The organism is Flavobacterium fryxellicola (genome assembly GCF_900143245.1).
GTDB classification, from domain to species: Bacteria; Bacteroidota; Bacteroidia; order Flavobacteriales; family Flavobacteriaceae; genus Flavobacterium; species Flavobacterium fryxellicola.
Genome location: NZ_FRDK01000007.1, coordinates 67957 through 93740, shown reverse-complemented (window position 1 = coordinate 93740; position 25784 = coordinate 67957). Strand labels below are relative to the sequence as shown.

The following is a 25784-nucleotide window of genomic DNA, read 5'->3' as shown; positions in this document are numbered from 1 at the left end:
TAATGAAATTAATCCATTCTCACATCTTTATTTAAAATGAGATATCATTTAAACTTAAGGAATCAATCTAGATAAATTCCTACTTTATCTTATAGTCGTTGATGATTAATTTTATTCCTTCAGCGTACGTTGTTACATTAAAATCGGGAAATCTAGTTTTGAATTTCGAAGATTCAAAAATGTTATCAATCGCGTAACGAGGCAGTAATTCCTGTGTTTCTTTAAGGTTTTTGTCACAAAAGGAACCAATTTTTAAAACAATCCAAGGCAATACTTTGTATTTTACTTCTCGTCCCAATTGGTTGCCGATTTCAGCAATAAATTGCTTGTACGTTACTCTATTGTCGTCGCACGGCAAGTGCCAGGTTTGCCCATACGCATCACTCGTATTACCAATTAGTGCCATGGCTTTACTTGCATCTGGAGTAAAGATCAGCGTTCGTAAGACATTATCTTTTAAGAACACTTTCGGTTCTTTGCCTTTTTTTAGATTTTCGAAGATTAAACTATTGGTCAGTCCTTTGGTTTTACCGGGGCCATAGAACTCCGGGGCTCTGCAAATTACCGCTTCAATTTCCTGATTTGCAATGGCTTTTAAAAGCAGTTCAGCAGCTCGTTTCTTTCCCTTTCCTTTTTCCCCATTGGAGGTCAAAGGAGTATCTTCCGTTTGGATTTTGCTGTCTTGCGGATAGGCATAGGTATTATCAAAATAGACAAGTTTGCAGTGGTTCTTTCTACAGGCATTGATTGTATTTTGCATTACAATAACCCAATCTTGAAGCCAAATTTTGGAATCATATGGAAGTCCAACGGTCAAGTACGCTATTTGAGTATTTTCCAGAGCTTTTACAACACTTTCTGCATCGAGTAGGTCTGCTTTAAAAAGTTCATCGTCTGGATGCACTTTTTCGGGACTGCGGCCCACCAATTTAATTTGGTGGGTATAATTTTTCCGCAGCTCACGAGCCAATCCTTCTCCTATTATTCCGTTTGCTCCTAATATTGTTTGCATTTTTTATCTTTTTCTAGTCTGTTCAAATGCTAATATAAGAATAATTTTTAGGGAATTTTTCAATGCAAAAAAGGGTAATAGGTTCTAATAATCAGGAGAGAAGTTTAGATAATGAAATTTAAATCCAAAAGAAACACAAAAGAGACTATTTTTGTTTCTTGGAATTACTTTAACACAGGATTATGAAAACTATTTATAAAGCAGCTTTACTTATTTTTACGGTACTTTTTTGTAGCACTGCGGTAGTAGCTCAGTCTGAAGATAAAAAAGCAAATTCGATTGTTCAAGAAATGCTAACGGCGATGGGCGGCATCAAAAATTACAATGAGACCCGTTTCATTCAATGGGATTTTGTGAGCAGAAAAATATTTTGGGATAAATGGACGGGAGATGTTCGCATAGAGAATCCAGCAGCAAAGCAAGTGATTTTAGTAAACATTACTACTTTAAAAGGTAAGGCCTATGAGAATGGTCTGCTAGTGAATGATGATACCAAGACCAAAGACCTACTTGAAAAAGCTAAAAACTGGTGGATCAATGATTCGTATTGGTTAGTGATGCCTTGGAAATTACAAGATCCAGGAGTATAACTTACTTATATCAAAACAGACCACTTACCAAATGGTAAAACGGTAGATGTTTTGCAACTTACCTTCACTGCGGTTGGCGTATAACCCCTGAAAATAAGTATTGGCTGTATGTAGATAAAAAAGAGCATTTAATTACGCAATGGGCCTACTATAAAAATTTTAATGATACCGAGCCAAAGTTTTTAAAACCATGGAATAATTATCAAAAAACGGGTACTATTTTACTGTCTTTTGACAGGCCGAATGAAGATGTAGGACCAAAAAATGTGATTGTTAAAACAAATTTTGACCCTTCTATTTTTACGGAGCTATAAAAACTACCTTCTTTATTTGCTTTTGCAATCACTAAAAAAACCAGTCTTATCAGGCTGGTTTTTTGTATTCAAGAGTATAATTTTTTTAATTGTAGTTCCTATTCAACCTATTGCAGATTTTAATTCAAGAAGATTTTTATGGTTTCAATGAAGATATATAAGTTAAGCCCAAAATAAAATAAAGCAGGCGACGAAGCCCACAAACCGTCTTTAATTTTTAGTCGTACAACTACTCCTAAAAACATCAATAAAGCTAGACCTCCTGAGGAGAGTACTAAAACAGAGTCGTACAATAAGCCAATTAGAAGACCTAAAGCTCCTACAATCTCTAAAATTGCAGTAAGCGTTCCAAATTTGCTCAATCCAAAGCGGACAAATTCACTTTTCATTTTTGGATTTGTAAAATAAGCTATTCCATAGGCTAAGAAAGAGAGACTCGAAAAAATAATTAAAACTTCTAGTAAACGCATTAGGCAATTAAATTAAGGGTTACGGCAGCAATATACAGACTTAGTAGCATTAGAAACAATGATGGCATTCGCTTTTGCCAAGGATTATTCACTTTAAAGTGAAAATATTGCGCGCTGAACATCAAAAAAGCCATTAAAAGTGCTGGAATTAGCACGAGCGAAGGAAACCAGATACCTGTTATAAGCAATGTTGCCAATGCTATTTTAGTTGCGCCAACAAATGTTCGTGTCAGATCGCTCAGTCCATACTGCTTAAATTCTTTTACGATATTATCAAAACGAAACACCCATACAATAATAACAGAAATAGCAACAATGAGTTGTGCAATCACGGATAAATTTATCATTTTAGTTTTTTTTAATTTTCTTACTCTTTTGGCTTTTCAGGTGCTGCCCCGTTATTTTATAGTGAGTTCTGGTCTTCACTTTTATACTGCTTGTTTCGTTCAGTTTCACAATAAATTTACAATTTTTCGATTGTTTTAAAGATCCCAAAAGAGTAAGAAATTAAGATAAATAAGTGGTGACTTTCGATCATTTTGAGATGGCGTGTGCTTCGTAACCTCTAATTTTTGGCTAAACGAAAAACATGATTCGGAACGGTAATGTTCCTGAGTCGCACCCTAAATCAAAGCATGGAGCGTTCGTCTTATCTATTTAATTAGTTTTAACTTTTTTAATGCTTCTTTGGTTGAATTTAAGCGAATAATTGGAAATTCTTCCATATTTGTTTCTTGCTTTTCCACATTTGTTGCAAAGAAATAAACAGAATTATTCGTTTCTATATACCCAACTAACCAGCCATTATTTATCTCATTTCTCATTCCCCAGCCTGCTTTTCCACTCAAAACATAATTTTCCGTTTTCTCAAGCTGCATTATGTCTTTCATTATTTTTTCGGTTCTTTTTGAAATCGGTAATTGTGAGAAATACAATCTTTCTAAAAATTCAATTTGATGCATTTGAGAAAACGTCGATTTTCCTTCTAGCCAAAAATTGTCAATTGTTAAAGAATCGAAAACCATTCCGTTATAGTTTAATTTTTTTAAATACGATTTCATTCTTTTTACACCTACCTTTCCGGCGATTTCTTGATAACAAGGAACACAAGAAACTTGAAAAGCTTTTTTGAAAGTCAAATCTTCTTCCCATTTTTTAAATTTACGCTTTTCTCCGTTCCATTTAAAAATTGTAGCATCGTTTTTAATTATTCCGGATTCTAAAGCAATAATTGAATTTGGAATTTTGAAAGTTGATGCTGGGATTATCCCTGTTTTTGCCCATTCAAAGTCGTTAGAATAATAAGTTTTATTTTTCACATCATAAATTAATATTGAGCCCTTTACTTTTAAACTATCTAAAATATTTCCAAATTCAGATTGTACAATTTCTTTTGGTTTTAAATTTTTAGTTTGGCAATTCCCACTAAAGTTTACAAACAATAGTAGGTTAAAAAGGACAAGTAGCTTTCTCATTTTGATTTATTTTTGTTCTAAGTTTCTGTTGTCCTAAGATGACACAACTTTTATGCAGGTCTAAAAGTATCAAACGTATCTGCCTTATTATCGTTAAATAAGTCTGATAAACGTCACACTTATCTCTTCAACGAATATATAAATAATTCTTTACAAATCATCAAATGGATTTTTATTTAATGAAGCCATGCGGTACACTTATACACGCAAATCGGTTGTTTTAAGTCTGTTTTTTTTAAAGTACTCTATTTCACAAGGTGCAACTATTCTCAATTAAACGTGAGGCGCAAACGACTTTAATAAATAATAGTTGATTTGTTACCGTTATATACAAGGGACGCAATTGTTCATAATTAAAGGCGCATGCCCTAGCTTAGAGGAGGAGTACTTGTTCTAATGAAAATTTGATGTTCTTGATAGACCTGATAGTAACGGCATCCTTTATGTCCTTTCTTTAAGGCCATAAAGATAGAGTGAATAGCAGGAGCGGAATTGTTTTGAAAAAATAGCGTCCTGCTCCAAAAACGTATTGCAATAGTCGTTCTAGTTTATTGGTTGTTTGGACTTAAAACATCTAATTTAAAGTGCGTAGTTAATTTTTTTTTTTGGTTTAAAATCCACACACTCAAGTGCAAATCCTGAAGTAAAAATACAATAATTAGAATAACTTTTTTTCATTGTACGTAGGCTCATTTTTGGAATTTTTCTAAAGAATAGAATATAGCGTGCACTATTTTTGGATTTTTAAGCCGCTCATTTGGTGAAATTTAAAAACTAAATAGCTTATTGAATTGAAGACAAGGATAAAGTCACTAGAAATTCAGAACAAATATAATGTACACCTATAAGTTTAGAGTATAGCAAGTGTCCTTTAATGGTTTTGTTATTTCGGTGTTTGGATAAAAGTGTGGGTGTTGCTCTATTTTTTACTTATAAGATATGACTTATAAAATAAAACAAAATAAAATGAATTTAAATCCTTATAAATTCGAAAAAAAATAGATACTTTTACCCCATAAATTAACGAATTTTATTACATGAGGAATCTTTATCTTCTAGCATCTATCTTTTTTTTATTAGCCGCTGTTTCGGTTTTTGCCAATACTAAAACAGCTGAAAAAAGCCATGCTAAAACAGTAGTCCATAGCAATTATAAAATCGAATTAGTAGCTCCTGTGGTTTCTTTTACTTATAATAACGATGGTAGTTGTTCTGGTACTCCAATTACCTTTACTTCAAGTATACTTGGCGATGCTCCTTATACGTACCAATGGGATTTTGAAGATGGAGGAATATCTACTAGTGCTAATCCAACTCATATTTTCACAGCTGTTGGTTGTGGAACTCAAAATTTTAATGTAAAACTAATTGTTACTGATCGCAACGGAGTGAGTACGTCCCTTACAAAAGTTGTTTTGGTAAAGCAAAAGCCAGATTTGAAATTTTTTAATTTAAATGCTTCGTCAGGCACAGGTGCTCCTTTCGAAAAATGTGGGGATAATAATTCAGATCCAAAATATACAATCAATGTAGGTAATTCTTCCAATTCAAATTCTTGTATTGCCTCCTATAATATAGAATGGGGAGATGGGATTGTTGAAACAAATGTTGTCTTTCCCAGAACGCATACCTATTTGCGTTTAGGATCATTTAACATGGTTATAACAGGAGTAGGTGCAAATGGCTGTACTAATGCAATTACGTATGTAGTTAAAAACTCAAACAATCCAATAGGAGCACTCATAGCTCCTGGTAATACTACTAATTTTTGTATTCCAGTTGCTCCAATGGATTTTGCTATAGGTTCGTGGGCACTCAATCCTTCAGATACCAATTATACTGTTAATTATGGAGATGGTACCATACGAAGTTATACTCAAGGCCAACTTGAAAGTTCTATTTATTACAATACTGGCAATCCGTCTGCTTCACAAAACTTCCCTATTCCGCATACTTTTACACGTTTTAACTGTCCATCTGGCAATACTGTTAGATTAACTATAACGACCTCCTGCGGTAGTACTTTTCTAACTGCTGGTCCTATCATTATTTTAGATGTGCCTCGTGTAGATTTTAGCGTTACTAGCATTGCTTGTGCCAATACACCAGTTTTTTTTAATAATAATACGATTGCGGGATATACCAATGACTGTAGTACTTTTAATGTGTACACTTGGAATTTTGGTGATGGAACTCCAATTTCAAGAGCGGTTAATCCTAGTCATGTATACACAACACCGGGAACTTACACAATTTCATTGTTTGCAGAAACACCGTGTGGAATAGGAAGAACGGTTACCAGAACAATTTGTGTAGAACCTATTTTACAACCGACTTTTACTTTTGCAAGAGCATGTGCAGGAACAGATATACAGATCACCAATACCACAGATACGCGTCAAAGTTGTGGAACGGAAAGTTATTATTGGGAAATCACTAATTATTTTGAAGGCTTTTGTGGTAAAAGACCTGAGCAATGGTTTTTTACAAATAACACCAGTTCCTTTTCAAAAAATCCAGTTATTAATTTTGTTACGCCAGGAACGTATTATCTTAGATTAAGAAGCCGAAATTCCTGCGGTATCGACCAATATAAAACGGAAGTAATTGAGGTGAAGAAAAAGCCAGTTACTACTTTAAATCCCATTTCAGATTTTTGTAATTCGGCAACAATTAACCCTGTAGGCACGGTGGTAGAAAGTTGTGCTCCAAGTTCTGAACTGACCTATCTTTGGAGTTTTCCTGGTGGAACGCCGTCGTCCTCAACAGTGCTCAATCCGGGATCAATTAATTATGCTGTAAGTGGAAATTATCAAGCTATTTTTAGTGTTTCCAATAGCTGTGGAACGACAACTCAAACAAGAAATTTCTCGGTAAATACGGTATTATCTCCTATTATATCGCCAAAATCAGCCGAAATTTGTAGCGGTGGATCATTTTTAATTCGGCCTACTACTAATGGCACTGATAATGTCCCATCTAATACTACTTATACTTGGTCAAACCCTGTCGTGACTCCTTCAGGTTCAGTAAGTGGTGCATCTTCACAATCATCACCCATAACGAGCATTAGTCACACATTAACCAATACTACGAATAACCCAGCAACAGTAACTTATACCGTTTCACCCATAGCAGGAAGCTGTTCTGGTCCTAATTTTACGGTTACCGTAACGGTCAATCCATTGATAAATGTGGCTGAAACCATTAAAAATGCAACTTGTTTTGGATCTGATGATGGCGCTATCAGCATTGCTGTAGCTGGCGGTATCCCCTTTGCAACAGGGCCATCCTATCTTTTTTCATGGACAGGACCTACTGGCTTTACTAGTACTAATCAAGCTATTTCTGGTCTGAAACCCGGTATTTATAATCTAAGAGTTATTGATAATGGTTCGTGTCCTTTTACAAGAAGTTATACGGTTAGAGAGCCAGATAAATTTAGTTTTTCTGGATTTAAAAATGATATAACATGTTTTGGACTGAATGATGGAAAGGTTTCTTTGACCACGACAGGGGGAACTTTGCCTTATGCCTATGTATGGACTAGAAATGGAAGCCCTCTTGCTACGACGGAGGATCTCACTAATTTGTCTGCAGGAATATACAAAGTTACTGTTACAGAAAAAAATAATTGCGATACTTTATCCGAAATTTACACCATTATTGAGCCGCCTCTGTTAGAGGTAAAACTTGTTAGTCAAGTGAATATTTTATGCTTTGGCGATTTTACGGGTGAAATTAATATAGGTACAACAGGTGGTAGAGCAGTTGAAGTTACACCTGGTGTTTTTAATTATAGATATAATTGGACGGGACCAAATGGATACAGCAGCACAAATCAGAATTTACGAAATGTAGCAGCCGGAACGTACAATTTAACGGTTACGGATAATTCGGGCTGTTCAGATAACTTGCAAGTGATTTTACTGCAAAACAATGAAATACGTTTGGAGTTTTTAAAAACAGAGATAGCTTGTTATAACGATGCAAATGCTTCGATCACGATTACTAATATCACAGGAGGAATTCCTTTTGTATCAGGCAATCCTTACCTTATAAAATGGAGTACTTTAGGAACGGGACGTGTACAAAATAATTTATCAGCGGGTACTTATACCATCACAATTACAGACGCCTTAAACTGTGAAAAAGCTTTTACTGTAACCATTGACAATGCACCAGTTTTTACCATAAATCCAACTGTAAAACAGATTTCCTGCTTTGGAGCAAAAGACGCTTACATTCGATTGAATCTTATTGGAGGGAAAGCGCCTGTTACCTTAGTGTGGGAGGACGATCCAACCGCTGGCATAGATCGAAATAACATAGGACCGGGAAAATATACCGTAACCATTACAGATGGTAAATTTTGTAAAATTAAAGAAACTTTCCTCATTGTTGAACCTTTACTACTAGAATTACGGGCTGATGTTTCAAATCCTTTAAGTTGTTTGGATGCTAATACAGGATCAATCAACTTGGTTGTAACTGGCGGTGCGCCTCCATTTTCATATTTTTGGTCTAATGGTGCTACAACCGAGGATTTACAGAATCTTCCACCTGGAAATTATACTGTAGCGGTAACGGATGCGAATGGTTGTAGAAAATCAGAATCTTGGAAGATTATTCGATTCGAACAACTGACACCCGCCATTGAAGTGCTTACCGATTTTGATTGTGCTACGAAATATGTAAAACAAACGTTTATTGGAAAAGTAAAAGGAGGCGTTCCTCCTTACCAATTACGTTGGTCTGATGGTGTCGTTACTGGTGTAAATAATGAAATAATGAACACAAATAATAACGGCTTGATCATTTTTAGTGTCACGGATAGTTTTGGCTGTACTGCGGATATTACCTATAATGTCGATACACCAGTATTAGGGAAAGCTAATTTCGAAAGCAGTTCGTATGGAAATAATGTTTACGGTTTGTATTCAATTTTTGATCCTATACTATTCAGTACCCTAGCCACGGGAGATTTTACAAAAATTTCATGGGATTTTGGTGATGGTAATTTTTCAGATGAGGAAAATCCAAAACATGTTTATACTAGAGTAGGAACTTACACTATTAAGCAAACGGTTACGTATCCTTTTGGCTGTCAATATGTGCATACCGCTACAGTGCTTGTTGAAAAGGGCTACAGCCTTATAATGCCTAATGCATTTACGCCTAATGATGACGGCACAAACGATTCATTTGCTCCTGTATTCTTGGGGTTTATAGAAATGACTTTAGAGGTTTTTGACTCATGGGGAAGTGTTATATACAGCGAAACTGGTCAAACTATAAAAGGATGGAACGGAAAGGTTATTGGTTTAGATGCCGAAAATGGTAATTACTTTTTTAAGCTTAGCGCCAAAACATTTTACAACCACACCATAATCGAAGATGGTGCTTTCACATTAATTAAATAAAAGTAACGAATCAACTAATGAAAATTAAACTATTTATTATCCTTATTTCGTGCTTCTTTTACTCAACATTGAGAGCGCAAGATCCCGTTTTTACACAATATTTTCTAATTCCTGAAACCTTAAATCCAGGTTTTTCAGGCTTCATGGAAACCACGTACACCGGTATAATCCATCGAGAACAGTGGCCGGATTTAGATTTAAAAATTACTACAGACTATGCTTTTATCAATACTTGGAACGAAAATATGAATAGTGGTTTTGGTATTAGTGTTTTAAATCAAAGAGAAAATGTTACTAATTATAATTTTTCGCAAGTCAATGCGAATTATGCATACCGAGTAAGAATTAGTGATGATTGGGAATTTAGACCTGCTATAGAAGTTGGGTTTGGGCTAAAATCATTTGCATTTCAAAATCTACTATTAGAAGATCAGATTAATATTAGATCAGGAATTATAAATACAAGTTCTATAGATCCACTTCTATTAAACGATAAAGTTAGCTTTTTTGATGCTACAGCAGGAATGGTTTTTAATACTGAAAACATGTGGATTGGCTTGTCTATGAAACACTTGAATAAACCAAATATTTCCTTCACTCAAGATGGAAATGTACCTTTGAATACCTTTTTCTCTTTAAGTACGGGATATGAATTTTTATTGGCTAATTATATCGATGTACAATTCTTTCCGTATGCGACTAAAATGTTTGTAACTGCTAATTATATGCAACAAGCGCGTTATAATCGCTTGGATATAGGAACATCGATCTTATTCGAGAAAATGTTTTTTGGCGCTACTGCTGTAACGAATCTTGCTAAAAATGGAGTCAACAGTCATTTGCTAACATCAGTAAACCTTTTTACAGGATTGCAGTACGATCACCTGCGATTAGGAATCTCTTATGATTTAAATACCTCTAAAATTGGAAAAACGGGTGGTATTTATGAATTGTCGTTAACGTATCAGTTTAATTTAGATAAAAAATGTTTTGGTTGTCCGAACTATACGGGAAGGTAAAGTAAAAGCAATTTAAAGTATTTCTAAAAAAAAAACACCAGATGTTCGACTGGTGTTTAGATACTGTTTAATAAGTACTGCGCTTCGCAAAGCGTATTTATTTTCTGCGACTTACTTTTTATTAAAAATCTTCTTGAACAAGTTTACGATAACTAAAACAAGTCCGCCAGCCACAAGACCGATAAAAAATTCTGTAATTATAGCCGGTACTTGCGGCAGTAAATCGTGTAAAAAATAGATCTCGTGGACAAAGATACCACCAGCTACTAATAACAAAGCGATAGTACCGATAACGGATAAACTCTTGATGACTTTAGGCAATGCTTGCACTAATATATTTCCGAGTCTAGTAGTAAAACTCCCTTCGCGCTTGTTGAGCTGCATCAATTTTAAACCTGCCTCGTCCATTCTTACAATAAGGGCTACGATTCCATAAACGCCCACGGTAGCTATAAGTGCAATAATAGAAACAACCATGATTTGAGATGAAATAGGTTTACCAATTACAGTTCCCAACGCAATAATCACTATTTCTACAGAGAGTATAAAATCCGTTATGATAGCCGATTTGATTTTTTCTTTTTCGAATGCTAGAACTTCTTCTTCTGTCCATTCTTGCTCTGAAATTTCAGTTTTAGCATGGGCGTGTGGAAAAAAGTACTCGTATATTTTTTCGGCACCTTCATAGGCTAAATAAAGTCCGCCAAGAACCAAAATAACGATAACCGCCACAGGTGCAAAAGCACTCAGCAAAAAAGCTGCGGGTAAAATAATTACTTTGTTGAGTAATGAACCCTTTGAAATAGCCCATAAAACAGGAAGTTCTCTGGATGATATAAAACCGGAAGCTTTCTCTGCGTTTACGGCTAAATCATCGCCTAGAATTCCAGCTGTTTTTTTTGCTGCAATTTTACTCATAACTGCAACATCATCCATCATTGCAGCGATATCATCTAATAATGCGAAAAAACCTGATGCCATTTTTATTGTTTTAGAAGCGGTACTGACTTTGGTTTCTGTTTACCAAAAAAGTCTTTGTCCGTTTTGATTATTTACTAGTGCGAAGCTAAAACTTTTTTACTGCAAAAAAAAGTGACATGCTAGCTTCTTGAAATTTTTTAGAATTATGCTACAATTTGATTTTTATGTATTTAGTAGCACGTACTATTTTTTCAGACTGTTGGACGTCGTACTTGGTACTTAATTCGTCTTTTTTCCAGAGCTAGGGTAACAATTATTTGGGATAAACACAACCCATTTTCGTTAGGAGCTGCAGTTCTTCTACCTTTAAATTTTTAATTTTGTGAATTTTCAAAATTACTGTATTTCTAATTCAACTTAAACGTACATTTCTACATAAGGTCTATTCTATTGCATTATGGAATTTTTAGGTCTTTGGGAAAAAAGTGTTCCTAATACCCATTTTCCAGTAAACATAAATATCTTCTGACCTTTTTGCTATAGCTATCAAAGTTTCTTCTTTACTACGTTAAATGCTTACAGCAACGCAGGAACCTACGGTACGAGTACATAACGAAATTATGAAAACCAGCCGAACTAAATAGCCCTGATAGAAACGGCATCCTTTATGTTCTCGTTCTCAAAACGAGACCATAAAGATACAGTGGAAAGCAGGAAGTATCGCTGTTTCTGGAAATATGGACTTCTGCTCCAGATACAAAAAATCATAAAAAAAAACACCAGCTTTTCAACTGGTGCTTGGTATGCGTTTTGCCAAAGTTCCCAACTTGTGCAAAGATTTTTCAAGTAAAGAATAATCGTTTATTGCGCCAACTCACTTTCATTCCTAAATACCAATTTCCCATCAAAGGCATCAATCAAAACGATGCTTTCAGTGGTTATTTTACCAGATAGAATTTCCTTTGATAATTCATTGAGCACCTCTCTTTGAATGACTCTTTTCACCGGTCTAGCACCAAATTGTGGATCATATCCTTTCTCTGACAAATAAGCAATGGCTTCTGGAGTGGCGTCCATAGTAATGCCTTGAAGTGCTAGCATTTTGGTGACACTTTTCAGTTGGAGTCCCACAATTTTTGCAATATTTTCCGTGGTAAGTGGCGTGAACATGACAATTTCATCGATTCGATTGATAAATTCAGGTCGTACGGTTTGTTTCAATAATGCCAACACTTCGATTTTTGCGGCTTCTGTTGCGGCTTCCACACCTCCCTTTAAATTATCAAATTTATCTTGAATAATCTGACTTCCCATGTTAGAAGTCATAATGATAATCGTATTTTTAAAATCGGCGAGTCGACCTTTATTGTCTGTCAAACGGCCTTCGTCTAATACTTGTAACAAGATATTGAACGTATCAGGATGCGCTTTTTCAATCTCATCAAGCAAAATCACTGAATAGGGTTTTCTACGTACGGCTTCAGTCAATTGTCCGCCTTCATCATAACCCACATATCCTGGAGGCGCACCAACTAAACGGCTCACACTGTGGCGTTCTTGATATTCACTCATATCAATACGTGTCATGGCATTTTCATCATCAAATAAATATTCGGCTAAGGCTTTTGCCAATTCCGTTTTTCCAACACCAGTTGTGCCAAGGAAAAGGAATGTTCCTACTGGTTTTTTCATGTCCTGCAATCCAGCTCGGCTTCTTCGAACGGCATCGCTCACGGCTTCAATAGCTTCTTCTTGACCTACGACTCTGAAATGCAATTCATCTTCCAGTTTCAATAGCTTTTCACGTTCTCCTTGAAGCATTTTCATTACGGGAATCCCTGTCCATTTGGCAACAACTTCAGCAATATCCTCTCGGGTAACTTCTTCTTTAATCAAGGATGTTCCAGACTGGTTTTCTTGCAATTCTTTGATTAATGCGTCTAGACGTTCTTGTGCTTCTTTGATTTTTCCATACCGAATTTCGGCTACTTTTCCGTAATCACCTTCGCGCTCCGCACGTTCTGCTTCGTATTTGAAGTCCTCAATTTCTGTTTTTACGGCTTGAATATTATCAACTACATCTTTCTCAGATTTCCATTTGGCGTAAATTTCGTTGCGATCTTCTTTAAGATTTGCCAAATCCATTCCTAAAATTTTGAGTTTGCTTTCGTCTTTTTCTCGTTTAATAGCTTCAATTTCAATTTCTAATTGCATGATTTTTCGATCCAAAACATCGAGTTCTTCGGGTTTAGAATTGATTTCCATACGCAGTTTTGAGGCCGCTTCGTCCATTAAATCGATGGCTTTATCAGGAAGAAAACGATTGGTGATATACCGTTGCGATAATTCTACGGCGGCAATAATCGCGTCATCTTTTATTTGGACTTTATGATGGGTTTCATATTTTTCTTTGATCCCACGCAGGATCGAAATAGCACTTTCAGTATCTGGCTCCTCAACTACTATTTTTTGGAATCGTCTTTCAAGTGCTTTGTCTTTTTCAAAATATTTTTGGTATTCATCTAATGTTGTGGCTCCAATAGCACGAAGTTCGCCACGAGCTAGAGCAGGTTTCAGAATATTTGCGGCGTCCATAGCGCCTTCACCACCTCCAGCGCCTACTAGCGTATGGATTTCGTCAATGAATAAAACGATGTCACCTTCGGCAGAAGTCACCTCTTTTACCACAGATTTTAATCGTTCTTCAAATTCTCCTTTGTATTTTGCACCTGCAATTAGCGCTCCCATATCAAGAGAATATACAATTTTGTCTTTTAAATTATCAGGAACATCTCCATCAACAATGCGGTGTGCTAATCCTTCTGCAATGGCAGTTTTCCCCACTCCAGGTTCTCCCACTAACATTGGGTTATTTTTGGTTCTACGCGTTAGAATTTGTAGGACTCGTCTAATTTCTTCATCCCGACCAATAACGGGATCTAATTTCCCTGAGCGTGCGAGTTCGTTGAGGTTTTTGGCGTATTTATTTAATGAATTATAGGTTTCTTCGGCAGAGGCAGAAGTTACCCGTTCGCCTTTTCGCAATTCTTCGATAGCAGCTTTCAATCCTTTTCCAGTTACGCCTTGGTCTTTTAGGATTTGGGCAGCCTTTGTTTTGGAATCAAAAATGGCTAAAATTAAATGCTCTATTGATACGAATTCATCGTTCATTTTTTTGGCAATAATTTCCGCCTCATTTAGCGTGGTGTTTGCTGTTCTGGAAAGCATTATTTCGCCACCAGAAACTTTAGGAAAACTCTGTATCGTACTATCCAATATTTGGAGAAATAAGGGGACATTTACATTGAGTTTTTTTAAAATAAAAGGAGCTACATTTTCATCGACTTCAAAAATTGCCTTAAAAATATGCTCGTTTTCTATTTGTTGTTGTCCTTGGCTTTGTGCCAATTGTTGCGAAAGCTGAATGGCCTCCTGAGATTTGATGGTAAATTTATTTATGTTCATCACTTTATATTGTTTATGTTATTTGTCTAACTTTGCAATCCAACATTCAATTTATATTCCAATACAATAATACAGACAAATTGACGGAAATTTCATGATTTTTATCATGTTTTAAAGTCAAAATGTCTTAAAACAAGACAATTATGAGTTTCTTTAAAAATATTTTTAATAGTTCAGACGACAACGATTCAAATGAAAAAAAAATCGACTGGAAAGAACTAACCGATATAGGGCAACTGAATGAAATTAGTGCCATTTCGAATGAAAAAGCGGTAGCGATTTTTAAACACAGTACGCGATGCAGCGTAAGTAGGATGGCGCTGAAACAATTTGAAAATGAGTTTAATAGCTCAGATAAAGTTACGCCTTATTTTTTAGACTTAATAGCGCATCGTGATATTTCTAATGAAATTGCAAATCGTTTTGGCGTACCGCATCAATCTCCACAATTGATTTTGATTAAAGAAGGAAAAGCCATTTATCATGTTTCCCATAGCGATATTGATGCAGAGGCTTTGAAGGGTAAAGTATAGTTTTTAAAAACTGTAGCTTGTAAGCCACGAGTTCATTAATTATTAATTTAATTAGTGAATTCGTGGCTTTTTAGATTAAAATTTTAATAAACTTCAGTTATTATTTCGCAGCTTAAATCCTTTTTTAAAAAGGTTTTTTGTGCGTTTACGCATGTTCTTTTGCTTCTATAAATTGTATAGCTATTTTTAGGTAGCTTTAAAAGGATAATCAAATTTTTACAGGCAATAAATTAATCAAATGCATGTATCTTCATTATTCTAAAATCTTTGCTCACCAAAATTCCTAAAAACAAATTTTATACACCTTTTCAGAGTTAAATAGTCAGGAAATTAAATCGTAATTATATAAATAATACTCTTAAAAATGTAATTTTAAAGGAGAGTTATTGTGTTAACTTACATCTAATTAAGTTAATATGTAATATGGGATCTTATGATTGATCGTTTTTTAAGAATAAGACAAAATTCAGAACAGCTTTGCAAACCTTTACTTATCGAGGATTATTCGCTTCAAGCGAGTGAATTTGTATCTCCTCCAAAGTGGCATTTAGCTCATTCTACTTGGTTTTGGGAAGAATTTGTATTGACAAAATATGACGAAAATTATGTTCTTTACGATGAGGATTTTCATTTTTTATTCAACAGCTATTATAATAATGTCGGTAAACGTGTTTTGCGTCCTGCACGGGGTTTAATGTCTAGACCTTCGGTTGCAGAAGTTTACAGCTATAGAAAGTATGTCACTGATGCTGTAATTACTTTTTTAAATACAAATCCAAGTAAAGCTATTTTAGCTGTAGTAGAAATTGGAATCAATCATGAGGAACAACATCAAGAACTTTTGGTTTACGACATTAAATATATCTTAGGAAACCAACCTACTTTTCCGGCATATCAAGATCGTTTTAAAACTAAAGTTGAAACTCACGCAGCTGATTTTTTCAAGATTGACGCTGGTTTATATGAAATAGGGCATCAAGAACAGGGTTTTTGTTTTGATAATGAGTTAGAGAGTCACAAAGTATATGTAAATGATTTTGAAATTCGTAATACGCTAGTAACCAATCAAGAATATTTTGATTTTATTTTGGCTGGAGGCTATCAAAATTTCAATTTTTGGCATGATGACGGCTGGAGTTGGATAAATAGCAATAAAATTGAAGCGCCGTTATACTGGTACAAAATCGATGGTGAATGGTGGAATTATACTTTGAATGGTTTAGAGAAAGTAGTTCCTGATGTGCCTGTTATGCATATTAGTTTTTATGAAGCTTTTGCCTATAGCGAATGGAAAGGTTGCCGTTTACCAACCGAATTTGAGTGGGAAATTGCAAGTGATAAATTCCAGTGGGGACAACTTTGGGAATGGACAAATAGTGCCTACTTAGCTTATCCAGGATTCAGTAAATCACCCGGCGCGCTAGGAGAATACAACGGTAAGTTTATGGTCAATCAAATGATTCTTCGAGGTGGATCGGTAGCAACTCCTGAAGGACATAGTCGAAAAACATATCGCAACTTTTTTCCTCCAGATATGCGTTGGCAATTTAGCGGCTTACGACTAGCAAAATAATTAAAAATTAATAGTATGAAAGCAATATTTAATAATGTCGTGATTGCTCAAAGTGAGCATCCTGTGGTCATAGAAGGGAATTATTATTTTCCGTTAGAAAGTGTCAATAGTGATTATTTGAGCGAAACGAGTCATCATTCCACCTGCCCCTGGAAAGGAGAAGCTTCTTATTACACTGTAAAAGTTAATGATGAAATTAGTGAAAATGCAGCCTGGTCTTATAAAAATCCAAAAGACGCGGCTAAGGAAATAAAGAATCATGTAGCATTCTGGAAAAACGTGTCGGTTAAGGAATAGATTTCTAATTTATAATGCAGATGAAAAAGTTTGATTTTATAATTATCGGTAGCGGGCAAGCGGGAGTACCTTTGGCATTTAGCCTATCAAAAAAGGGAACTGTAGCACTTATTGAAAAAAGTTTTTTAGGTGGAACTTGCGTCAACAATGGCTGCGTTCCTACAAAAGCGTATTTGGCCAGTGCACGCAGAATGTGGGATAGCTTGCATGGTGAAGAAATGGGAATCGAGATTCCAGCTGGTGCAAAAGCTAATCTTGAAAAAATAAAAGCTCGAAAAGATACGTTAGTAAAAGGTTCCCGAGAAGGAATTGAGAAAAGTATTTCCAGCAATGATAAAATTACGCTTTTTAGAGGTGAAGCTCATTTTATTTCCAATTATGAAATTGCGATTAACGATGATAAAATTACTGCAAAGCAAATCTTTATAAATGTGGGAGCAAGAGCAATTATTCCCAAAGAGTTTTCGAAGGTAGATTATTTAACCAATGTCGATATTTTAGAGTTGACAAAATTACCTGAGCATTTAATAATTATTGGCGGTAGCTATATTGGATTGGAATTTGGTCAAATGTTTAAGCGTTTTGGTAGCAAAGTAACAATTATTGAAAGCGGGGATCGACTCATTAGTAAGGAAGATGAAAATGTAAGCGACGCAATTGCCGAAATTTTACAGGAGGAAAATATAGCAATAGAGTTTAATGCGAAAGAAATAAATGTGACGCAGGATGGTACTGAAATTCTAGTAAAAATAAATGGAGCCGATAAAGAAATTACGGGTACTCATTTACTGCTAGCTGTAGGTCGGGCACCAAATACCGATACATTACAGTTAGAAAACACCTCGATTATGTATGATGAGGAAGGATATATTACCGTAGATGATTATTGCAAAACGAACATAGCAGGTATTTTTGCGATAGGCGACTGTAACGGAAAAGGTGCGTTTACGCATACCTCTTACAATGATTTCCAAATTGTAGAGGAGTACATCCTTGGAGATAAAAAAAGAAAAATTAGTGACAGAATTACTACATACGGATTGTTTATTGATCCACCATTAGGAAGAGTAGGGATGACAAAAGCCGAAGCTACGGAGAAAGGTTTCTCCATTTTAATTGGGCAAAGGCCAATGGATAAAGTAGGTCGCGCCAAAGAAAAGGGAGAGACAAAAGGGTTTATGGAGGCGATTATTGATGCTAAAACAAATCAGTTTTTAGGAGCTTGCGTTTTAGGTGTTGGTGGTGACGAAATCATCAGTGGAATCACTAATCTAATGTATGCAAAACAGCCTTACACAATCTTTAGAGATGCAATTCATATTCATCCTACAGTTAGCGAACTTATACCTACCATGTTAGAAGACCTACAACCAACCACTAAAGAATAATATTTTGATTACAAAATTGTATGGTTATATTCGACCCAATAGCTTATTATTTTATGGGTCAATTTTTAGTTTTTTTTTCTTTCTGACTGGTTTATTTGCACCAGCATTTTTAACGCAAGTGTTGAATAAGGTAAACCAAAATTTATTAACTGTCTTTAGCACCTATTATTTATGGGTTGGCTTGATCACCGTTATTGCAGCTGTGGTTATTTTGTTTCTGCCTTTGCGCAAGCAGCGTTTAGGAGATGAAAAACCCGCTTTTTCTTATTTCAGTTGGGTTGCCCTTTTGTATAGTACTGGCATGGGTTCGGGATTGTTGTTACGAGCAGTTCAAGAGCCAACTTATTATCTAAACAATCCTCCGGTTGCCACCGCTAATAGTAAGGTCACGGCTTTACAATACACTTTTTTTCATTGGGGTTTCACACCTTGGGCTATGTACAGTTTATTTGGTTTGATTGTGGCTTACAATCTCTATGTAAAAAAAGTGCCTACTCTATTAGATGCCATTGTGCCTTATGCTAAAAGTAAAACCGTAAAATACATTGCCTCAATATTCATTATATTGATTACAATAACGGGTGTTATAGCTTCATTAGGATTAGGAACTGCACAAGTTGTAAATGGCATTGAATATGCTTTTAAAGTCACTTATGGAACTAATTTTTTATTGTTAATGGTTGTTTTTATTGGAATTGTAGCAACCTATTCGGCATTGACAGGAATAAACAAGGTGATCAAATTTTTAGCTGATTTCGATTTTACATTTTCAATTATACTTATGCTGTTTATTGGTTTTTTTCTGAATTTTAACACTTTTTTGTATCAAACTGCTTTAGCTTTTTATAATTATGTAATTCATTTTTTTGAAATGAGCTTGTCATTTGGAAGTTATAAAACTGCCCCAAGCTTTACACAAGAATGGACCGTTTTTTATTGGGCTTTTTGGTTAGCTTGGGTTCCATTCACTGGAATTTTTATCGCTAGAATATCTAAAGGTAGAACGATAAAAGAGTTTTTAATCACCACTATTTTTATTCCAACACTAGCTACCGTAATATGGTTTTCCGTATTTGCAAATTCGGCTTTCGATATAATTACCACAGATGACAATACACAATTTAATGATGTTTTCAGTTCATTATTTGTTTTTTTAGAGCATTTTCCATTTCATTATATTACCTTTTTTATCGCTGGATTATTGGTGCTTATTTCCATAATAAATTCTGTTGATTCGGCCATATTCGTATTAGGAATGTTCAGCGATAAAGGAAACGAAAACCCTTCTAAAAAGCATAAACTGGGATGGGGATTTATAATTACAGCTACCGCACTTGGACTTACCGCTATTGGAACTACTGAGCTCCTTAATGGGATTAGCAATTTATTGGTCATTATGGCTCTGCCTTTTAGCTTTTTATATGGCTATATCGTTTTTATGTTTTTTAAAAATACTATTGTAAAGAAAGAAGCGCTCAGTGATAGATACAAGTCTTGAGTTCGTACTTAAGCATTTCTCATTTTAAACCATTGATATCAAAACCAGATGAAAGAGACAAACACTGTAAACAAAATAGAAAATACTAGTACTATGATTGACCAACTTAAAAAAGAAGTTGATCAAGGATTAAGCACTGTAGAAAAATTCTTGCCTTCAAAGTATTTTTATGATAAATCAGGAGATGCTCTATTTGTAAAAATCATGAATTTACCAGAGTACTATGTAACAAGAGCGGAGCATGAAATTTTTAAAACACAAACCTACGCAATTATAAAATCTTTACAACTCGACCCTGATATCTATTTTGACCTAATAGAACTTGGCGCGGGAGATGGTTTAAAAACTAAAGAACTTTTGAGAGAACTAGACCGATTAAACTATAGGTTCGATTACATGCCAGTAGATATTTCGCAAAGCGCTCTAGACAACTTAAAAGTGGATCTAAACAAGGAATTACCTAGCCTATCAATACAGAAAAAACACGGTGATTATTTTGAGGTTTTAGAATTATTAAAAGAAAATAAGCATCCAAAAGTGATTCTGTTTTTAGGTTCGAATATTGGAAATATGTCTGATGCCGTTGCTACTGATTTTTTGTCGAAATTAAGTGATAATTTACAAAAAAAGGATAAGTTATTTTTAGGAGTGGATTTAATTAAACCGGCCTCCATAGTGCTTCCTGCTTACAATGATAGCCAAGGAATTACAGCGGCTTTTAACCTAAATTTGCTAGATAGAATAAACAGGGAGTTAGAAGCCAATTTTGATTTACAATTTTTTAAACATCAACCTGAGTATAAAGAGAGCGACGGAATTGCTAAAAGTTATTTAGTTAGTACCAAAGCGCAACAGGTTTACATTGCTAAAATCAATAAAAGTTTTGATTTTTTCGAAGGCGAAAAGATATTGATGGAAATATCCAGAAAGTATAATGATAGCATTCTAAACTCCATTTTAAGCAAAACTGATTTTACAATCAAAGGTAAAATAACAGATAGCAAAGCGTATTTTGCTAATTATATTTTAGAGCGGAAATAAAATGAAATATTGGATAAATTCAGTTGTTATTCTTGCAAGTTTAAAAGCTCTTTTTTTAGTTTAAATGGAATCTAGTTTTACTTTTTTAAAGTTGATTTTGTTTGCTTAACCAAAAAAGTTTTCAAGCTATATATTTTGATTTCGTTTCTATAAATAGCCCTCGTAAAATTTAGTTTCGTTTTGAAGTTATAAATGAAAAAAGTACTGTTATTTATAGTGCTTTTTGATATGATGAGGTTATTACATCTAGTAGGCTATCTTCATCTTTTCTTTTATTTCTGTTAAACATAAATTATTGATACTTCCTTCGTGCGTGTGTCTGGTTTCTTTAGGGGCTTCAAAGGTGCCGTTTTCCAGTTGTTCCGCGACTGCCTTGTAAGCATCTCTGAAAGGTATTCCCGCCACAACCATTTCGTTTAAGGAATCTACGGTAAACAAATAATCGTATTTTTTATCGGCCAGAATGTTGTCTTTAACTTTGATGTCTTTGATCGCAAAAATTGCGATATCTAAACACGCTTTCAGGTTTTGAATGGCTGGAAACAAACCTTCTTTCAGTAATTGTAAATCTCTGTGATAGCCACTTGGAAGATTATTCGTAATCAAAGTGATTTCGTATGGTAAGGCTTGGATTTTGTTGCATTTCCCACGTATCAATTCAAAAACATCAGGATTTTTTTTGTGAGGCATAATACTTGAACCCGTCGTAAGATGCGAAGGCAAAGCGATAAAATCAAAATTTTGACTCATATACAAACAAACATCCATAGAGAATTTAGACAAAGTTGCTGCGACGCTGCTCATGGCAAAAGCGACTATTTTCTCTGATTTTCCACGACTCATTTGCGCAGCAACTGAATTGAATTTTAAAGTTTCAAATCCCAATTCTTTTGTGGTGAAAGCTCTGTTGATGGGAAAGGAGCTTCCGTAACCTGCTGCTGAACCTAATGGATTTTGATCCACAATTTTTAATGCGGCATTCAACATTGTGATATCATCAATCAATGTCTCAGCATAAGCGGAAAACCACATTCCAAAAGAAGATGGCATTGCAATTTGTAAATGCGTGTATCCTGGCAAAAGCACATTTTGATGCTTTTCAGCCAATTCCATGAGCAAATCAAAAAGGCTTTTTACTTGACTTTTAAAATCTATAACAACATCTTTAAGGTACAAATTTACGTCCACTAAAACTTGGTCGTTACGAGAACGGGCGGTGTGAATTTTTTTCCCAGCATCACCTAGTTTTACTGTCAATAAATATTCGATTTTAGAATGTACGTCTTCAAAACTATCCTCGATTATGAAATTGCCTTTTTCGACATCTGCGATGATTTCTTGTAAAGCTAAGACTAGCGATTCGGTCTCTGATGCTGTTAAAAGTCCAATTTGGCCTAGCATTTTTGCATGAGCGATCGAGCCTAATGCATCGTATTTGGCAAGAACTAAATCCAGGTCTCTGTCGTTTCCGACAGTGAAGTGCTCAATTTGTTTATCGGTTGGTATTCCTTTTTCCCAAAGTTTCATAGTTTTATTTTTTTGTTGTAAGAACGATTCGTAAATTGTTCTTGCTGATTGTTTTTAGCCCCGATAGCAGTGAAAATCCTTTTTATTTTTTCTTTAAAAATAAAAAGATTGCAACGGATAGCGGGAAGGAGCTCCAATTTATTTTAGTGCTTAAAAAAATCTGTCAAAATTTTAATATACAAATCAATTCCTTCTTCGATTTCCTTCAAATATATAAATTCATTGGCAGAGTGGGACCGCAGTGTATCGCCGGGACCTAATTTTAAAGATTTACAGCTCAAAACAGATTGATCCGAAAGGGTAGGAGAGCCATAGGTTGTTCTTCCTAATGAAATTCCAGCTTGCACTAATCCATGAGTTGTAGGGATTGAGGATGCGTTTAAATGCATGGAACGTGGCGTAACTATGGCAGGAACATATTCTTTTACAATTTGTAATATTTCATGGTTTGAGTAGCAATCGTTGACACGAATGTCTACAACTAAATCACATTCTGATGGAACTACGTTGTGTTGTTTCCCGGCGTTGATTTGCGTGACAGTCATTTTTACAGGACCTAATTGTTCTGAAATTTTATCGAAAGTATAGTTTTTGAACCACTCCATTACCGGAATTGCTTTGTAAAGTGCATTGTCATCATTTTGATGTGCGGCATGACTTGGTGTTCCTTTGACGGTAACATCGAGAACTAACAGTCCTTTTTCAGCAATGGCCAATTGCATTAATGTGGGTTCGCCTACAATGGCGCAATCCAATGGTGGTAAATGTTTTAACACGCTGTTTAATCCTTTTTTGCCACTGCTTTCCTCCTCTGCAGAAGCGACCATAACAATATTGTAAGGCAAATTTTCATCAGAATAAAAGTAGGTAAAAGTTGCTAACAAAGAAACTAAGCAGCCACCAGCATCATTACTTCCTAGGCCGAACAATTTACCGTCTTTAACAATAGCTTCAAAGGGATTGTTACTGTAGCCCTGATTGGGTTTTACCGTATCGTGGTGTGAATTGAGTAAAACCGTTGGCTTTGTCTTGTCAAAATATTTATTGAAAGCCCAAATATTATTATTCTCTCTTTCGAAAGGGATGCTATTTTGAGTAAACCAATTTTCGATTAAAAGTGCCGTTTGATCTTCTTCACTTGAAAAGGAGGGAGTTTCAATTAGCGATTTTAATAACGCAATGGCTTCTTGTTTTAGAGTTTCGACTTTTTTCATGTTTTATTTGCCACAAGGGCGCTATTTTTTTGCCACGAAGACACAAGGGCACAAGTTTTTAATATGTGTGAAATTGTGAAATTTGTGTTTAACATTTTATAATTCTATCGTTGTGCAAATTGAATCGTCATTTTGCAACATGCTGTGATGCCCAATTTTTATTTTTTGAACTCCTTTAGACAGGCTGTTGAAACAGTTGTCTAACTTAGGAATCATGCCGGAGTGTATCGCTTTCTCGGCTTTTAATTTGGAATATAATTCTTGATTGATGGTCAAAATAACGGAAGAATCGTCTTCTGCATCAAATAAAACACCGGGTTTCTCAAAGCAATAATTCAAAGTTACATCAAAAAAATCCGATAAAGCAATTGCTAATTCGCTGGCAATCGTATCAGCATTTGTATTTAATAATTGTCCTTTCCCATCGTGTGTTATGGCACAAAAGACAGGAACGATTCCGCTCGAAAGTAAGTTGGTCAGCAAATCAATATTTACTTTTTTGACATCTCCTACAAAACCATAATCGATGCTAGGATGGTTCCTCTTTTCGGATTGGATTAAATTCCCATCAGCTCCTGAAAACCCCATTGCATTTGTTGAATTTGCCTGTAATTGCGCAACGATATTTTTGTTAATTTGTCCGGCATAAATCATTACAACAACTTCTAGCATAGCGGCATCGGTGATGCGTCTTCCCTCAATCATTTGGGGAATTAAACCAATGCTTTCGGCCATTTTAGTAGCTGATTTTCCGCCTCCATGAACTAAAATTTTAGAACCCTTAATTTTTGAAAAATCAGCTAAACACTGAGATAATTCACGCTGATTATCAATGATGTTACCGCCTATTTTTATGATCCTCACCTCTCCCGAATTGTCGGGACCCTTTGAAGGAGAGGGAGCTGAAACTGGAATACTGGAGTTTTGAGATGGAATTGTCATTTTTTAATTTTTTTAGACTTTTCAGTTTTCGTTCCCCCTTGGGGTGTTGGGGGGCTTTCCAATATTTTTTGTAACACTAATTGCACAGCATACGTTCTATTAGTGGCTTGCTCGATAACAATTGAATTTTCACTATCTAAAACTTCATCCATCACAATTACGTTACGCCTTACGGGCAAGCAGTGCATGAATTTAGCATTATTTGTCAGTTTCATTTTATCAGTAGTTACAGTCCAATTGGGATCGGAATTAGTAATTAGCCCATAATCGGTATAATTACTCCAGTTTTTGGCATAGATAAAATCAGCATTTTCAAACGCTTTATTTTGGTCGTATTCAATTTTTGAATTTTTGGTAATTTCTCGATTCAATTCATAACCTTCAGGATGTGTAATTACAAAATCAGCCTCTTGTAACTGCATCATTTCCACAAACGAATTAGCAACTGCTTGAGGCAAAGCTTTAGGATGAGGCGCCCAAGTCAAAACCACTTTTGGTCGGTGTGCCGTCGTGTGCTCGGCCATCGTAATCGCATCCGCTAAGGACTGCAAAGGATGTCCTGTGGCACTTTCCATATTTATAATTGGTACTGTAGCGTACTTTAAGAATCCAGAAAGGACGGTTTCGGCATTGTCTTTTTCCCTATCTATCAAACCTGCAAAGGCTCTAATAGCAATAATATCGCAATATTGAGAAACGACTGCAGCGGCTTCCTTAATATGTTCTGATGCACCTGAGTCCATGACAGCACCGTCTTCAAATTCTAATGTCCAGCCCTCATTGGTAAAATTCATTACCATAATGTTCATTCCTAAATTCAGAGCTGCTTTTTGGGTACTCAGACGTGTTCTTAAACTAGAATTGAAAAACAACATTCCTAGGGTTTTGTTCTTTCCTAGGGTTTTATTTTTAAGTGGTTTTTTCTTGATTTTCAAGGCTTCCTTTACCCATTTTTCAAGTGAATCTATGTTTTGTATCGATATGTAGTTCATTGTGTTATTTGTTTTATTTTCTCCCCAGCCCTCTCCGAAGGAGAGGGAGCCGAAACGGGCTAAGGAGAATTTTGTTTATACTTTTAAGTT

General features: G+C 35.3%; 19 protein-coding genes. 9 read left to right on the top strand and 10 right to left on the bottom strand.

Features of this window, described 5'->3' with window-relative positions:
- Nucleotides 1-79 precede the first annotated feature (79 nt).
- Entirely contained in the window at nucleotides 80-1012 is a 933-nt protein-coding gene (locus tag BUA03_RS11280; protein ID WP_066076925.1) for an NAD-dependent epimerase/dehydratase family protein, read from the bottom strand.
- Nucleotides 1013-1194: 182 nt separating this feature from the next.
- Here BUA03_RS11280 and BUA03_RS16950 point away from each other — a divergent pair, with 182 nt between their 5' ends.
- Nucleotides 1195-1602 (top strand): hypothetical protein, encoded by a 408-nt coding sequence (locus BUA03_RS16950; protein WP_245792625.1) that lies wholly within the window; start codon nucleotides 1195-1197, stop codon nucleotides 1600-1602.
- Between the two features lie 433 nt (nucleotides 1603-2035).
- Here BUA03_RS16950 and BUA03_RS11270 read toward each other — a convergent pair whose 3' ends face one another.
- The 3 genes from BUA03_RS11270 to blaOXA all read right to left on the bottom strand — a co-directional run bounded on the left by BUA03_RS11270 (nucleotide 2036) and on the right by blaOXA (nucleotide 3861).
- Nucleotides 2036-2386 carry a DoxX family protein gene (locus tag BUA03_RS11270; protein WP_066076922.1) on the bottom strand — a complete coding sequence of 117 codons (351 nt, stop codon included), beginning with the start codon at nucleotides 2384-2386 and terminating at the stop codon, nucleotides 2036-2038.
- The gene (locus BUA03_RS11265; RefSeq protein WP_066076919.1) at nucleotides 2386-2733 is read right to left on the bottom strand and encodes a DoxX family protein; all 348 of its coding nucleotides are present in this window, start codon (nucleotides 2731-2733) and stop codon (nucleotides 2386-2388) included. Before BUA03_RS11265 ends, BUA03_RS11270 begins: the two co-directional genes overlap by 1 nt.
- Nucleotides 2734-3039: 306 nt before the next feature.
- Nucleotides 3040-3861: a class D beta-lactamase gene (gene blaOXA, locus BUA03_RS11260; RefSeq protein ID WP_066076916.1), complete on the bottom strand. Its 822-nt coding sequence runs from the start codon at nucleotides 3859-3861 to the stop codon at nucleotides 3040-3042.
- Nucleotides 3862-4898: 1037 nt separating this feature from the next.
- On the opposite strand from blaOXA, the gene BUA03_RS11255 reads away from it, so the two are divergent.
- Nucleotides 4899-9284: a PKD domain-containing protein gene (locus BUA03_RS11255; RefSeq protein ID WP_082854279.1), complete on the top strand. Its 4386-nt coding sequence runs from the start codon at nucleotides 4899-4901 to the stop codon at nucleotides 9282-9284.
- 17 nt (nucleotides 9285-9301) lie between these two features.
- Nucleotides 9302-10303 (top strand): PorP/SprF family type IX secretion system membrane protein, encoded by a 1002-nt coding sequence (locus BUA03_RS11250; protein ID WP_066076913.1) that lies wholly within the window; start codon nucleotides 9302-9304, stop codon nucleotides 10301-10303.
- A gap of 111 nt (nucleotides 10304-10414) precedes the next feature.
- Here BUA03_RS11250 and BUA03_RS11245 read toward each other — a convergent pair whose 3' ends face one another.
- Nucleotides 10415-11284, bottom strand: coding sequence for a DUF808 domain-containing protein (locus BUA03_RS11245; RefSeq protein ID WP_066076910.1), 870 nt, complete (start codon nucleotides 11282-11284; stop codon nucleotides 10415-10417).
- 801 nt (nucleotides 11285-12085) lie between these two features.
- Nucleotides 12086-14689, bottom strand: coding sequence for an ATP-dependent chaperone ClpB (gene clpB, locus BUA03_RS11240; protein WP_066076908.1), 2604 nt, complete (start codon nucleotides 14687-14689; stop codon nucleotides 12086-12088).
- A gap of 143 nt (nucleotides 14690-14832) precedes the next feature.
- On the opposite strand from clpB, the gene ytxJ reads away from it, so the two are divergent.
- The 6 genes from ytxJ (at nucleotide 14833) to BUA03_RS11210 (ending at nucleotide 21019) form a co-directional block, all read left to right on the top strand.
- The gene (gene ytxJ / locus BUA03_RS11235) at nucleotides 14833-15222 is read left to right on the top strand and encodes a bacillithiol system redox-active protein YtxJ (protein ID WP_066076905.1); all 390 of its coding nucleotides are present in this window, start codon (nucleotides 14833-14835) and stop codon (nucleotides 15220-15222) included.
- A 433-nt stretch (nucleotides 15223-15655) separates the two neighbouring features.
- The gene (egtB, locus tag BUA03_RS11230) at nucleotides 15656-16795 is read left to right on the top strand and encodes an ergothioneine biosynthesis protein EgtB (RefSeq protein ID WP_066076902.1); all 1140 of its coding nucleotides are present in this window, start codon (nucleotides 15656-15658) and stop codon (nucleotides 16793-16795) included.
- 15 nt (nucleotides 16796-16810) lie between these two features.
- Nucleotides 16811-17092: a DUF427 domain-containing protein gene (locus BUA03_RS11225; protein ID WP_066076899.1), complete on the top strand. Its 282-nt coding sequence runs from the start codon at nucleotides 16811-16813 to the stop codon at nucleotides 17090-17092.
- Nucleotides 17093-17112: 20 nt separating this feature from the next.
- Nucleotides 17113-18480 (top strand): mercuric reductase, encoded by a 1368-nt coding sequence (locus tag BUA03_RS11220; protein ID WP_066076896.1) that lies wholly within the window; start codon nucleotides 17113-17115, stop codon nucleotides 18478-18480.
- A gap of 4 nt (nucleotides 18481-18484) precedes the next feature.
- On the top strand, nucleotides 18485-19978 hold the full coding sequence (locus BUA03_RS11215) for a BCCT family transporter (RefSeq protein WP_066076893.1): 1494 nt from the start codon (nucleotides 18485-18487) through the stop codon (nucleotides 19976-19978).
- Nucleotides 19979-20026: 48 nt separating this feature from the next.
- A complete protein-coding gene (locus BUA03_RS11210; protein WP_245792624.1) occupies nucleotides 20027-21019 on the top strand; it encodes an L-histidine N(alpha)-methyltransferase in 993 nt (330 codons plus the stop codon).
- Between the two features lie 246 nt (nucleotides 21020-21265).
- On the opposite strand, the gene argH is transcribed toward BUA03_RS11210, so the two are convergent.
- The 4 genes from argH to BUA03_RS11190 all read right to left on the bottom strand — a co-directional run bounded on the left by argH (nucleotide 21266) and on the right by BUA03_RS11190 (nucleotide 25694).
- Nucleotides 21266-22546 (bottom strand): argininosuccinate lyase, encoded by a 1281-nt coding sequence (gene argH, locus BUA03_RS11205; protein WP_066076891.1) that lies wholly within the window; start codon nucleotides 22544-22546, stop codon nucleotides 21266-21268.
- Nucleotides 22547-22689: 143 nt separating this feature from the next.
- On the bottom strand, nucleotides 22690-23760 hold the full coding sequence (locus BUA03_RS11200) for a M20 family metallo-hydrolase (protein WP_066076888.1): 1071 nt from the start codon (nucleotides 23758-23760) through the stop codon (nucleotides 22690-22692).
- A 96-nt stretch (nucleotides 23761-23856) separates the two neighbouring features.
- Nucleotides 23857-24702, bottom strand: coding sequence for an acetylglutamate kinase (argB, locus tag BUA03_RS11195; protein ID WP_082854277.1), 846 nt, complete (start codon nucleotides 24700-24702; stop codon nucleotides 23857-23859).
- The gene (locus BUA03_RS11190) at nucleotides 24699-25694 is read right to left on the bottom strand and encodes an N-acetylornithine carbamoyltransferase (RefSeq protein ID WP_066076885.1); all 996 of its coding nucleotides are present in this window, start codon (nucleotides 25692-25694) and stop codon (nucleotides 24699-24701) included. The genes argB and BUA03_RS11190 overlap by 4 nt, the downstream gene beginning before the upstream one ends.
- Nucleotides 25695-25784: the final 90 nt, after the last annotated feature.